Source organism: Mycolicibacterium wolinskyi (assembly GCF_002101965.1).
Taxonomy (GTDB): domain Bacteria; phylum Actinomycetota; class Actinomycetes; order Mycobacteriales; family Mycobacteriaceae; genus Mycobacterium; species Mycobacterium wolinskyi.
This window is the reverse complement of the sequence record NZ_LQQA01000008.1, coordinates 55,473-68,365: the sequence shown is the minus strand read 5'-3', so window position 1 is coordinate 68,365 and position 12,893 is coordinate 55,473. Positions and strand designations below refer to the sequence as shown.

At 67.7% G+C, this 12,893-nt stretch carries 10 protein-coding genes; 2 read left to right on the top strand and 8 right to left on the bottom strand.

From position 1 onward, the window contains the following. Positions 1-67 precede the first annotated feature (67 nt). A complete protein-coding gene (locus tag AWC31_RS06920) occupies positions 68-955 on the bottom strand; it encodes an LpqN/LpqT family lipoprotein (RefSeq protein ID WP_085143581.1) in 888 nt (295 codons plus the stop codon). 218 nt (positions 956-1,173) lie between these two features. Here AWC31_RS06920 and leuS point away from each other — a divergent pair, with 218 nt between their 5' ends. Continuing rightward, positions 1,174-4,035: a leucine--tRNA ligase gene (leuS, locus tag AWC31_RS06915; RefSeq protein ID WP_085143580.1), complete on the top strand. Its 2,862-nt coding sequence runs from the start codon at positions 1,174-1,176 to the stop codon at positions 4,033-4,035. Here the strand turns inward: leuS and AWC31_RS06910 are convergent, their stop codons facing one another. Beyond that, a complete protein-coding gene (locus tag AWC31_RS06910) occupies positions 4,036-4,701 on the bottom strand; it encodes an SDR family oxidoreductase (RefSeq protein WP_085143579.1) in 666 nt (221 codons plus the stop codon). It lies immediately after the preceding gene. Positions 4,702-4,766: 65 nt separating this feature from the next. Here AWC31_RS06910 and ggh point away from each other — a divergent pair, with 65 nt between their 5' ends. Then, positions 4,767-6,107, top strand: a complete 1,341-nt coding sequence (ggh, locus tag AWC31_RS06905; protein WP_085143642.1) for a glucosylglycerate hydrolase — start codon at positions 4,767-4,769, stop codon at positions 6,105-6,107. Between the two features lie 5 nt (positions 6,108-6,112). Here ggh and AWC31_RS06900 read toward each other — a convergent pair whose 3' ends face one another. The 6 genes from AWC31_RS06900 to AWC31_RS06875 all read right to left on the bottom strand — a co-directional run bounded on the left by AWC31_RS06900 (position 6,113) and on the right by AWC31_RS06875 (position 12,889). Continuing rightward, complete coding sequence (locus AWC31_RS06900) at positions 6,113-6,598, bottom strand: MarR family winged helix-turn-helix transcriptional regulator (protein ID WP_067849980.1); 486 nt, start codon at positions 6,596-6,598, stop codon at positions 6,113-6,115. Positions 6,599-6,660: 62 nt separating this feature from the next. Next, on the bottom strand, positions 6,661-7,398 hold the full coding sequence (locus AWC31_RS06895; RefSeq protein WP_085143578.1) for an amino acid ABC transporter ATP-binding protein: 738 nt from the start codon (positions 7,396-7,398) through the stop codon (positions 6,661-6,663). Then, positions 7,398-9,167, bottom strand: a complete 1,770-nt coding sequence (locus AWC31_RS06890; RefSeq protein ID WP_085143577.1) for an ABC transporter substrate-binding protein/permease — start codon at positions 9,165-9,167, stop codon at positions 7,398-7,400. The genes AWC31_RS06895 and AWC31_RS06890 overlap by 1 nt, the downstream gene beginning before the upstream one ends. Before the next feature lie 45 nt (positions 9,168-9,212). Beyond that, positions 9,213-9,878, bottom strand: a complete 666-nt coding sequence (locus AWC31_RS06885) for a GntR family transcriptional regulator (RefSeq protein WP_067849986.1) — start codon at positions 9,876-9,878, stop codon at positions 9,213-9,215. A gap of 98 nt (positions 9,879-9,976) precedes the next feature. Further along, positions 9,977-10,774 carry an LLM class F420-dependent oxidoreductase gene (locus AWC31_RS06880; protein ID WP_085143576.1) on the bottom strand — a complete coding sequence of 266 codons (798 nt, stop codon included), beginning with the start codon at positions 10,772-10,774 and terminating at the stop codon, positions 9,977-9,979. Between the two features lie 42 nt (positions 10,775-10,816). Then, positions 10,817-12,889, bottom strand: a complete 2,073-nt coding sequence (locus AWC31_RS06875; RefSeq protein WP_085143575.1) for a PhoX family protein — start codon at positions 12,887-12,889, stop codon at positions 10,817-10,819. Positions 12,890-12,893: the final 4 nt, after the last annotated feature.

The window sequence follows — 12,893 nt, the reverse complement described above, 5'->3', positions numbered from 1 at the left end:
CCACACAATACGAGGCGCGCGCCGATTCCGCGGGGCCGGGCCGCAACCGACGGCCCGGCCGACGGGCCTAGCTCGGCGCGCCCAGGAGCTGCGGCAAACCCGGCAGCCCGGGGGCGGCGGGCGGTGCAGCAGGGGCGGGCGGTGGCGGTGCGGCCGGTGCGGGTGCGCCCACCCGGAACCCGGACACGATGGCGTCTGCCGCCTCCGCCGAAGCCGATACGCCCTGGTTGGCGGCCGAGTAGTTGACCGATAGCGACACCAGATACCGATCGGGCCCGGACGTCGCGATGACGTGCCTGCGCGACGTGTTGAGCATCTGGCTGCCGGAGTTGTAGCTACCTTCTATGAACGCGGACGGGAAACCGTTGAAATCGGCGAGCGACATGTCGGTGGTCCGCCAACCCAGCTGCTGCTGGCTGTCGACGTATCCGTGGCTGATGGCTTCCTTCGGGTCGAAGGTGCCGATCAGCTTGTAGACGACCACCTGCGCATTGGGCGTGTAGAGATCGGTGCTCGTGCGGTCGGCGATGACCGCGAAGGCATCGGGCACGTTCGGGTCGGGCACCTTCGTCCAGCCCGCGGGCAGCGGCAGCACGATGTTGAGCGCCTTGAAATCGTGGCTGACCTGTGGCTCCATCTTGACGCCCTTGGCCTTGAAGAACTCGGCGAGAGTGCCAGAGGAGGCCGGCGTGATGGTCTGCGGTGCCGCGACGGGCACCGCGACCGGTGCGGGCGCGCCGGGGAGTGCGCCCGCGGCGGCCGGTGCGACCGGTGCGGCAGCCGGGGCCACGGTCACGGTCTGGGTCACCGTCGCCGGGCTCGGCGCAGCGGGGCCGGGCGGAAGAGGAAACAAGGGTTCGGCTGACGCGGTGTTCCCCGCGAGGCCGACGACCCCTGCCAGGCCGACGGCCGCTCCTGCTGCCAGAACCCGCCAGCGGCGGGCACTCTCGATCATTGTTCGGTCCTTCCCCAACGGTCCGGGGCGATTTGCTGCCCCTCGTCAGGCGCCGACTGTATCCACGCCACCGACCCGGTCACCAGATGCGCAACCGACCTGGAATCAAGCCCTGACATGGTTGCGACGCAACCGATACCAAGCCGTGCCGTTCGGCCGGGCAGAAGCGTGGTGAGCTGGCTAAACCGTCCGAATCGTGGCCTTATACCCTGTTGGGCGTGACCGAACCCGCAACCACGCAGTCAGGGCCCGAGGGGGACACCCCGCAGCACCGCTACACCGCGGAGCTGGCCGGGCAGATCGAACGTGACTGGCAGCACACCTGGGCGGAGTTGGGCACCTTCAACGTTGCCAACCCGGTGGGCTCACTCGCCCCGGCCGACGGCTCCGACGTGCCCGCCGACAAGATGTTCGTGCAGGACATGTTCCCGTACCCGTCCGGTGAGGGGTTGCACGTCGGCCACCCGCTCGGCTACATCGCGACCGACGTCTATGCCCGCTACTACCGCATGACGGGCCGCAACGTGCTGCACGCGCTGGGCTTCGACGCGTTCGGTCTGCCCGCCGAGCAGTACGCGGTGCAGACCGGCACGCATCCGCGCACGCGCACCGAGGCCAACATCGTCAACTTCCGCAGGCAGCTGGGGCGGTTGGGGCTCGGGCACGATTCGCGGCGCAGCTTCTCCACCACCGACGTCGACTTCTACAAGTGGACGCAGTGGATCTTCCTGCAGATCTACAACGCCTGGTTCGATCGCGATCTGAACCGGGCCCGCCCCATCAGTGAACTGATCGCCGAATTCGATTCGGGAACAAGGACACTCGACGACGGCAGGAACTGGCGAGATCTCGACGCGGCGGGCCGCGCCGACGTGATCGACGGTTACCGGCTGGTCTACCGCGCGGATTCGATGGTCAACTGGTGTCCGGGGCTCGGCACCGTGCTGGCCAACGAGGAGGTCACGTCCGACGGCCGCAGCGACCGCGGCAACTTCCCGGTGTTCCGAAAGCGGTTGCGGCAGTGGATGATGCGGATCACCGCCTACTCCGACCGGCTGCTCGAAGATCTCGATGTGCTGGATTGGCCGGACAAGGTCAAGACCATGCAGCGCAACTGGATCGGCCGCTCGACGGGCGCCAACGTGCTGTTCGCGACCGACGCAGGCAACATCGAGGTGTTCACCACGCGCCCGGACACGTTGTTCGGCGCGACGTATGTGGTGCTGGCACCTGAGCACGATCTGGTCGACGCGCTGGTAGCCGATGCGTGGCCGGACGGCACCGACGAACGCTGGACGTATTCGGCGGCGTCGCCGCGCGAGGCCGTCGCGGCATACCGGGCCGACATCGCGGCCAAGTCGGACCTGGAGCGCCAGGAGAACAAGACCAAGACGGGCGTGTTCCTCGGCGCCTATGCCACCAATCCCGCTGACGGCAAACAGATTCCGGTTTTCATCGCCGACTACGTGCTGGCCGGCTACGGCACCGGCGCCATCATGGCGGTACCCGGCGGTGACCAGCGGGACTGGGACTTCGCCAAGCAGTTCGGCCTCCCGATCGTCGAAGTCGTTGCGGGCGGCGATATCTCGGAGGCCGCGTACAGCGGTGACGGGACGATGGTCAACTCCGGCTATCTGGACGGTCTCGACGTCGAAGCGGCGAAGGCCGCCATGATCGACCGGCTGGAGGCAGAAGGCCACGGCCAGCGTCGCATCGAGTACAAGCTGCGCGACTGGCTGTTCGCCCGGCAGCGGTACTGGGGCGAGCCGTTCCCGATCGTCTACGACGCCGACGGCCGTGCTCATCCGCTGCCGGAATCGGCTCTGCCCGTCGAGCTTCCGGACGTGCCGGACTACTCCCCGGTGCTGTTCGATCCCGACGACGCCGACAGCGAGCCGTCGCCGCCGCTGAACAAGGCGACCGAATGGTTACACGTCGAGCTTGATCTCGGCGATGGTCTGCAGACCTACACGCGCGACACCAACGTGATGCCGCAGTGGGCGGGCAGCTCGTGGTACGAGCTGCGCTACACCGACCCGCACAACTCAGAAGAGCTGTGCGCCAAGGAGAACGAGGCCTACTGGATGGGCCCGCGCCCGGCCGAGCACGGGCCGGACGATCCGGGCGGTGTCGACCTCTATGTCGGCGGCGTGGAGCACGCCGTGCTGCACCTGCTGTACTCGCGGTTCTGGCACAAGGTGCTCTACGACCTGGGCCACGTGTCGTCTCGCGAACCCTATCGGCGTCTGGTCAACCAGGGCTACATCCAGGCCTTCGCCTACACCGACGCGCGCGGCTCCTACGTGCCCGCCGCGGAAGTCGTTGAGCGTGAAGGGAAGTTCTACTGGCCCGGACCCGACGGCGAAATCGAGGTCAACCAGGAGTTCGGCAAGATCGGCAAGAGCCTCAAGAACTCGGTGTCGCCCGACGAGATCTGTGACAACTACGGGGCCGACACACTGCGGGTCTACGAGATGTCGATGGGTCCGCTCGAGGCGTCGCGCCCGTGGGCGACCAAGGATGTCATCGGCGCGCACCGGTTCCTGCAGCGCGTGTGGCGGGTGGTGGTCGATGAGACCACCGGCGCCGTGCGGGTGGCCGCACACGAGGCCCTCGACGAGCCGACGCTGCGCATTCTGCACCGTACGATCGCCGGTGTCACCGAAGACTATGCCGCCCTTCGCAACAACACCGCGGCGGCGAAACTCATCGAGTACACCAATTACCTCACGAAGGAAGGTGTTTCGGCGCGCGCCGCGATCGAACCGCTCGTGCTGATGGTGGCGCCGCTGGCACCGCACCTGGCCGAGGAGCTGTGGAAGCGGCTGGGCCATGACACGTCACTGGCGCACGGACCGTTCCCGGTGGCCGACCCGCGATACCTGGTCGACGACACCATCGAGTTCCCGGTTCAGGTCAACGGCAAGGTGCGCAGCAAGATCACCGTCGCGGCCGACGCGGACAAGGCGGCGCTCGAGGCCGCGGCCCTGGCCGACGAGAAGGTGCAGGCCTTCGTGGCGGGTGCGACGCCGAAGAAGGTCATCGTCGTGCCGGGCCGGCTGGTCAACATCGTCGTCTGATCAGCCGGGGCGGACCACGATCTCGTGCACGTGCCCGTCCGGCGGGGTGGTCACGGCGTTGGCGACCAGGCCGGCGACGGTCTCCGGCCGCAGGAAGCGCCCTGCGTCGTACTCCTTGCCCTCGTACGCGACGAGTTCACGCTGCATCTCGGAGTCCGTGCGGCCGGGGAAGATCGAGGTGACGCGCAGCGACGGCTCGTCGGCGCGTAGCGAGTCGGCGAAGGCACGCAGGGCGAACTTGCTCGCCGAGTAGGACGCCATGCCTGCCGAAACCGTCCGTCCCGCACCGGAATTGATGAACACCACATGGCCGCGGGCCGCGCGCAGCGCCGGTAGCAGAGCCAGCGTCAACGCGACGGCCCCGGTGACGTTGACCTCGAACGACGCGCGCCACTCCTCGGCACTGGATTCACCGACGCGGCCCGGGTAGAGCACACCCGCGTTGTGGACCAGCACGTCGAGTTCGGCGAGCACCTCGGAACTGGCCTCGATCGAATCCGCATCGGTGAGATCGAGTGGCCAGGTCGGCGCGCCCAACCGTTCGGCGAGTTCGTCGAGGTGAGCTGACGGGCGCCCGGCCAGCAGCAGCGTATGGGTGGGGGCGAGCGCGGCGGCAATGGCCGAACCGATGCCGCCGCCCGCCCCGGTGATCAGCGCGGTCGGCACCCCCGAGACGTTACCGAGCCCCCACCGACCTGCGCGACTTGCCCTCGAGTCGCATCATGGTACGGATGCCTCCCGATCCCAGCTTCGCCCCGACCCAGCTCGCCGCGCGCGCCGCCTACCTGCTGCGCGGTAACGACCTGGGTGTGATGACCACTGCCGCGCCGCTGCTCTACCCGCACATGTGGAGCTGGGACGCCGCGTTCGTGGCGATCGGGCTGGCTCCGCTGAGCGTCGAGCGCGCCGTCGTCGAACTCGACACACTGCTGTCGGCGCAGTGGCGCAATGGGATGATCCCGCACATCGTGTTCGCCAACGGCGTCGACGGGTATTTTCCCGGGCCGGCCCGCTGGGCCACGTCGGCGCTCGCGGCCAACGCGCCGCGGATCCGGCACACGTCCGGCATCACCCAACCTCCGGTGCACGCGATCGCCGTGCAACGCATCCTCGACCATGCGCGCAGCCGGGGCCGCTCCACGCGTGCGGTCGCCGCCACGTTCCTGGACCGGCGCTGGGGCGATCTGGTGCGCTGGCATCGCTGGCTGGCCGAATGCCGCGATCAGGACAGCCGCGGCCGGATCACGCTGTATCACGGGTGGGAGTCCGGCATGGACAACTCGCCGCGCTGGGACAGCGCGTACGCGAACGTGATCCCGGGCAACGTGCCCGAGTATCAGCGCGAGGACAACACGATCGTCACCGACGCGACCCAGCGGCCGTCCGATCTCGAGTACGACCGGTACCTGTGGTTGCTGGAGGAGATGAAGTCTGTTCGCTACGACGACGATCTCCTGCCCAAGGTGATGAGCTTCGCGGTCGAGGACGTCTTCGTGTCGGCGATCTTCTCGGTCGCCTGCCAGGTGCTCGCCGAGATCGGTGAGGACTACAAGCGACCGCATGCGGATGTGCGTGATCTGTACGCGTGGGCGGACCGGTTCCGCGCCGGAGTCGTCGAGACGAGCGACGAACGTACCGGTGCGGCAAGAGATTACGATGTGCGCGCCAAGAAGTGGGTGGCCACCGAGACCGTCGCGCAATTCGCGCCGCTGCTGTGCGGGGGGCTTCCGCACGACAAGGAGCGCGCGCTGGTGAAACTCCTTGAGGGGCCCCGCTTCTGCGGACATCCCGACCTCAAGTACGCGTGCATTCCGTCGACTTCGCCGGTGTCACGCGACTTTCGGGCGCGCGAGTACTGGCGCGGGCCGGTGTGGCCGGTGATGACGTGGCTGTTCTCGTGGTGCTTCGCGCGCCGGGGCTGGGCCGAGCGGGCACGGCTGCTGCGCCAGGAAGGGCTTCGCCAGGCCAGTGACGGTACGTTTGCTGAGTATTACGAACCATTCACCGGTGAGCCGCTGGGCAGCATGCAGCAGTCGTGGACCGCGGCCGCGGTGCTGGACTGGCTCGGTTAAGCGGGTTACTCGTCGGCCTTGGCCGAGGACGCCGCGCTCTCCTCCTCCTGGCCGGCCAGCCGCTCGAGCGGGGCCAGCGCCTTGGCGAGGGTTTCGAGATCTTCCGAGCTGAGTTTCGCCAACCGGGCGGCCAGGTCGGCGCGGCGGGCAGCGAGCGACTCACGATGCTGCACCAGACCGCGCGGCGTGACGTCGACGAGCACCGCGCGCAGGTCGGAGGGATCGCGTGAGCGCTTGACCAGGCCCAGCTTCTCCAGCCGGCGGATCGCGACGGTGGTGGTCGGCGTGCGGACGCGCTCGCGCGCGGCCAGTTCCGTCATCCGGATCGGGCCCTGGTCCAGCAGGGTCAGCAGAATTGACAGCTGAGCCAGCGTCAGATCGCCCGCGGTGCCCTTATGGGTATCCCCGCGGCGCAGCACGGAGAACACCTTGGAGAGGACACGCTGAAGTTCCCCAGCAAGCTCCGTGACCTGCGACTCGGTCTCCACCATAATTCGCTAGTCTAACCTGTCTGATCCTGTCACGATGTCAGGTTGCACATTTGGCGCGACAATCAAAGTATCTGGGACAAGAAGCGGCGCAGTCGATCTGTTTCGGCGGCTTCGAAGATCTGCGTCGGCGTGCCCGACTCGACGACCTTGCCGTGATCCATGAACACCACGCTGTCCGCGGTGGATCTGGCGAACCCCATCTCGTGGGTCACGGCGATGATCGTCATGCCGTCGGCGGCCAGTTCGGCCATCAGCTCGAGCACGCCCTTGACCAGTTCCGGATCGAGCGCCGACGTCGCCTCGTCGAAGAACATCACCTGCGGCGCCATCGCGAGCGCCCGAGCGATGGCGACGCGCTGCTGCTGGCCGCCCGACAGGGTGGCGGGCCGCACATCGGCCTTGTGCCGCAATCCAACCCGGTCCAGCTGGGCCAGGCCGAGCTCGCGGGCGGCCTCGGCGTCGAGGCCCTTGAGCTTGCGCGGGCCGAGTGTGACGTTGTCGAGCACGGTGCGGTGCGGGAAGAGGTTGAACTGCTGGAAGACCATGCCGATGCGTTGACGCAACTGGTCGGGATTGTCGGCCAGCACCGAGCGGCCGTCGAGCAGAATGTCACCGCGGTCGGGTTCGTAGAGCCGGTTCAGCGTGCGCAACAGCGTGGACTTACCCGACCCCGACGGCCCGATGACGGCGGTCGTGGTGCCGGCAGGCACGTCGAGGTCCACCCCGCGCAGCACCTTGTTCGGCCCGAACGCGAGGTGAATGTCGCTGGCCGCCAACGAGACTGGTTCGAAGGCCGGCATCAGATCATCTCCTGGTGGGCGGCGGGCAACGGGTCTTCCTCGGTCGGGGGCCTGCCGCGTCGCAGCCGGTTGTCGATGAAGTTCACCAGATGCGTCAAGGGAATCGTCAGCATCAGATAGAACAGCCCGGCCGCCACGAGCGGCGACAGGTTCCCGGTCTGCGCGTTGAGATCACGTCCCACCTGGAACAGCTCACGCTGATTGGCGATGAGCCCGAGGAAATACACCAGCGAGGAGGCTTTGAGCAGTGAGATGAACTGGTTCATCAACGCGGGTAGCACGCGGCGCACGCCTTGGGGCACCACGACAAGGCGCATCGACGCGGCATAGCTGAAGCCGAGGGCGCGCGAAGCCTCGAGCTGGCCGGCTTCCACGCTCTGGATGCCCGACCGGAAGATCTCGCCGATGTAGGCCGCGGCCATCAACCCGAGCGCGGCGATGCCCAGCGGGTAGGGATTGTTACTCGTCAAGGACCCGACCACCGGGCCGATGCCGAGCCCGATCAGCAGGATGATCACGACTTCGGGCAGGCCGCGGAAGATGTCGGTGTACACCCGGGCGGGCCACCGCAGCCACGCCGAACGCGAGATACCCGCCACCGCCAGCACCATGCCGAGAACCAGGCCGATGATGCTGGCACTGACCGTGAGGATCAGCGTGTTGGGCAAGCCGGTCTTGAACAGGTCCGGGATGGCCTGTTTGTAGAGCTCCCAGTCGAGGAACGAGTCGGCCAGTTGCGACAGCGTGGATTTCGGCGCCACCGCCTCACCGGCGGCCGGTTGTTCGCGGCCGGCGGCGATCGCGTCGAAGTCGGGCAGCTGGGGCTGCGGCGCAGCCTTGGATCCGGGTTTCCAGCCGGGCGGCAACGCACGCGGCACCCAGTCCGAGTAGAGCCGGGCCCAGGTACCGTCGGCGATCACCGCGTCAAGGCCCGAGTTGAGCGCATCGATCAGCGGCTTGTTCTCCTTGGCGACCGCCCAGGCCACGAAATTGTCCAAGCTGAACGTGTTTTCGATGATCTCGGCCGGATCGCCCGGCTGCACGGTGCCCGATGCCTGCGCTGACGGCGCCACCCACGCGTCGATCTGGCGGGTCTTGAGGCTCGCGTAGACGGTGTTGTAGTCGGGGAACTTCACCGGCTGCAAGCGCAGCGTGTCGATGACGTAGGACTCCTGCACGGTGCCCTGCACGACGCCGATCCGCTGGCCCGGGCCGAGCTTGTCGAAACCGGTGATGGCCGAGCCGGTCGGCACGACGAGAGAGAAATAGCCGAAGTCGTAGCCGTTGGTGAATCCGACTGTGCGGCGGCGCGCGTCGGTCGTCGTGATCGACGAGGACGCGACGTCGAAGCGCCGCGACGCGGTCTGGGCCAGCAGCCCGGAGAACTCGGTGCCGACGAAGTTGATCCGCAGGCCGAGTTTGTCGGCGATGGCCCGCAGCACCTCGTTGTCGAATCCGGTGAACTGGCCGGCCGAATTGATGCAGATGCTCGGTGGTGCGTCCGAGAGGGTGCCGACGGTCAGCACGCCGGGCGTCGACAGCCCGAGCGCATCCACGCGGACCGTGTCCAACGGCTGCACATTCGGCGTCGTGTATTTGTCGGCGCCGGGCCCGGTCGCCGCGGCAGCGAGATTGGTCGGCAGCGCGCTCGCGCTCTCCACGCCCGGCGGAGCGCATTGGTCGGCATCGGCATGGGCCGGGCCCGCCAGCACGAGCCCCATGACCATCAGGGTCGATGCCAGCAGCGCAGCGATTCGTCTGACGCTCATCTGTTGCAACCTAGTGGGCACACGCGCCGCGGTGAGGGATTCGGCTCAAGGCGACCGCAAGTCTCCGAACACGCCACGCCGGGTGAGCTCGGCGATCATGATCTTCGCCATCAGGTCCGCGCGCTCGACGCAGGCGCGGCGGGCCGCCTCGGGGTCGCGGGCATGGATGGCCGCGGTCTCCGCCTCGTAGCCCTCGAGAAAATCGACCTTGGCCTTCGGATAGGACAGCCAGAACTCCGACGGGGCGAAGCTCTTTCCGGCGCGGATCGTGGCCTGGAGCCGGGGCCCGGCGTACTCCTCGTTGATGGCGTCGCGGTACACCCAGCAGGCTTCCTGAAACGAGCGGGTGTCCTTGGCGGTGCGCAGGATGCGCAGCGTGTCGTCGAGGTGCGCGAGGATGCGCGGCGTCGGGTTCTCCGCGCAGCGGGCGGACGCGATGCCGTTGAGGATGCCGTAGAGCTCGTGATGTTCGGCGACCGTCGCCTCGTCGAACCGTGAGACGAACGCACCCCGGTGATACCGGGTGGACAGGATGCCGTCGTGCTCGAGCTGCACGACGGCTTCCTGGATGGGGACACGGCTCAACCCGAGATCACGGACGATCTCGTTGCGGTCGATGCGGTCTCCGGTACGCAGTTTGCCCGTCATCACCTGGTTGATGATGTACGTGACAACCTGGTCCTTTTCCTTGACCCCGTACTTCTTCGGCACCCTGCCTCAGACCCCCTGCGGTGTATGCGTTGCGCCAGTTTCTCACGCGCTCGCCCCGGCACGGTCCAAGTCAATGCCGGTTCGGCTCGCGACGGACGTCAGGCGCCGGCACGGCCGTCCCGCCAGCGGCACAGCGCCTCTGCCGCGGTCAGGTCGTAATCGGGACCGTTCGCGCCGACCGTGAGGATCGTGACGCCGAGGTCGGCGAGGGCGTCGGCCTCGGCGAGCATCGCGTCGATGCCACCGGAGTCCTGCACGCCGGCCGACCGCTCGACCGTCGCGGGGTCGCGCCCGACCGACTGGCAGTGCTCGCCGAGCACCTGCGCCTTGCCGGGGTAGGTGTTGCGGTCGACGAACGCGTGCCAGATACCGGCGTGCTCGGCGACCAGTCGCAGCGTCTTCCGTTCGCCCTGCCCGCCGATCAGGATCGGGATGTCGCGGGTGGGCGCCGGGTTGAGCTTGGCCAGCCGAGCCCGAATCCGGGGCAGCGCCTCGGCCAGATCGTCGAGCCGACTGCCCGCGGTGCCGAACTCGTAGCCGTATTCGTCGTAATCCTTTTGTTTCCAACCTGATCCGATGCCGAGGATGAGCCGGCCGTCGGATATGTGGTCGACCGTCCGGGCCATGTCGGCCAGCAGCTCCGGGTTGCGGTAGGAGTTACAGCTCACCAGCGCGCCGATCTCGATGCGCGACGTCTGCTCGGCCCACGCGCCGAGCATCGTCCAGCATTCGTAGTGCGCGCCATCGGGATCACCGTAGAGCGGGAAGAAGTGATCCCAGTTGAACGCGATGTCGACGCCGATGTCCTCGCAGCGGCGTACCGCGTCGCGGATGTGGCTGTACTTGGGGGAGTGCTGAGGCTGCAGCTGCACGCCGATGCGGATGGGGAAGGTCACCTTCGCGAGCGTACTCAGACGCCTTCCCCATCTGAACCGGTATCACATGCCGATCTGGCTGTCCGGCTTCCACACCGCGACGACGGCGGGCCGAGCCGGCGTGTCACCGCCACCCGGCCAGTGCGACAACGGCTTCTCCAGGCTGTAGTCGTCGCCCTCGCCCGGATGCTGCACGCACACCGTCACGAGGTTGTCGGTCACGACCGGCCCACAGGTCTCCGCGCCGATCGGCACCGACAGGAACTGTTTGGTCTCACCGCGATTCGGCCCGTCGAGCGCCACGGCGAACAAGCCGTCGTTGGCGTCGAGCGCGTTGCCGTCGGTCGAGATCCACAGATTGCCGTGGTTGTCGAACGCGAGGTTGTCCGGGCACGAGATCGGGCTGACCTTCTCCTTGTCGAAGCCCGCGTAGTACGTGTCGGCGGCCTTGGGGTCGCCACACACCAGCAGCAGGTCCCAGGTGAAGTCGGTGCCCGCGTGGTTGTCGGTGATCTCGAGGATCTGGCCGTTCTTGTTCTCGTTGCGGGGGTTGGCCGCGTCGACGGGTGCCTTACCCTCGGTGCCGCGCTTGTCGTTGTTGGTCAGCGCGACATAGACCTTGCCCGTGTGCGGGTTGGCCTCGAAGTCTTCGGGCCGGTCCATCTTGGTGGCGCCGGCTTTGTCGGCGGCCATGCGGGTGAACACCGCGACCTCCTGCGCGGTGAAGCCGTCGACCAGCGATTCGCCCGCCCCGTTCGGGCCCGACTTGAGCAGCGGGATCCAGGTGCCGGAACCGGCGAACGAACCCTTCGACGGGAGCTTGCCGGTGCCGTCGATCTCACTGGCCGGGATGTCGCTGCTCAACTTGGCGACGTAGAGCGTGCCCTCGTCGAGCAGGGTCATGTTGTGCGCCATGGCCGCGGGATCGGTTCCGGGCTGGACCTTCTTGGCAGAGACGAACTTGTACATGTAGTCGAAGCGCTCGTCGTCGCCGGTGTAGACGACGACGGTGCCGTCGTCGGTCACGTAGACGTTGGCCCCCTCGTGCTTGAGCCGCCCGAGCGCCGAGTGCTTGACCGGGGTGGACGCCGGGTCCCACGGGTTGACCTCGACCACGTAGCCGAACCGGTTGACCTCGTTGGGCGACTTCGCCAGGTCGAACCGGGGGTCGAAGTTCTCCCACTTGAGTTCCGATGGCTCAAGGGCGATGCCGTAGCGGTCGAAGCGATCGGCGTCGACGGGCCCGGGTGCCGGGCTGCCCTCGGCGGCACCGAAGTAGTTGTTGAAGTTCTCCTCGCCGGAAAGCACGGTGCCCCAGGGCGTTACGCCACCCGCGCAGTTCGCGAAGGTGCCTGCGACGGTGCGGCCGGTCGGGTCGGCGGCAGTCTTGACGAAGTCGGTCCCGGCGGCGGGCCCGGTCAGCGTGAACGGGGCGTCGGCGGTGATCCGGCGGTTGTAGCGGCCCATGACCGGCTTGAGCGCCCCGTCGGCGCCACGCTCGACCTCGACGACGCCCATGCCCATCGCGGCGATCTCGATGTCGAACTGTTCGCGGGTGGGGGCATCGGCGTTGTAGCCGGGGAACATGAACTGCGGTGTGACGTACTCGAAGTTGGTCACCAGCAGGAAGCGATTGTCCTGTCCGGGAACCGGCATGAGTGCGGCGAAGTCGTTGTTGAACCCGAACTGCTTGCGCTGCGCGTCGGCGGTCTGCTTGTTCAGATCGAACGCCGGTGCATCGGGGAGGACCGGATCGCCCCACGAGATCACCACGTGCTGCCGGTACCCCTCGGGGATGACGACGGCGTCCTCGGTGTTGGGGGCCACGGCGGAGAACTTCATGCCGGGCGGGGTCTCGACGGGTGCGGCGGCGGGCGACGGCGTCGGGTCCGGCTGGTCGCCGGTGCCGCACGCGGCCAGCACCGACCCGGCGCCGACGGCCAACACGGTGACACCCGCGGCCTGCAGCACCGAGCGGCGCGACATCTGCTGCACGATGTCGCCGAAATACTCGTTGTCACTGGTGTTGGGCACGGGCTTCGAACACGCGTCGCCGCACCGGAAGCGGCAGGTCACGTGCTGACGCGACGAGATTCCACGGTGGGTGACAAAGAGATTCAACGGTACAAGCGCCATCGCG

Coding starts and splice junctions, on each gene's coding strand:
- AWC31_RS06890 (WP_085143577.1), bottom strand. CDS start 9,167: ATGAGCGTCAGACGAATCGCTGCGCTGCTGGCATCGACCCTGATGGTC.
- AWC31_RS06875 (WP_085143575.1), bottom strand. CDS start 12,889: ATGGCGCTTGTACCGTTGAATCTCTTTGTCACCCACCGTGGAATCTCG.
- AWC31_RS06895 (WP_085143578.1), bottom strand. CDS start 7,398: ATGCCGGCCTTCGAACCAGTCTCGTTGGCGGCCAGCGACATTCACCTC.
- AWC31_RS06920 (WP_085143581.1), bottom strand. CDS start 955: ATGATCGAGAGTGCCCGCCGCTGGCGGGTTCTGGCAGCAGGAGCGGCC.
- AWC31_RS06900 (WP_067849980.1), bottom strand. CDS start 6,598: ATGGTGGAGACCGAGTCGCAGGTCACGGAGCTTGCTGGGGAACTTCAG.
- ggh (WP_085143642.1), top strand. CDS start 4,767: ATGCCTCCCGATCCCAGCTTCGCCCCGACCCAGCTCGCCGCGCGCGCC.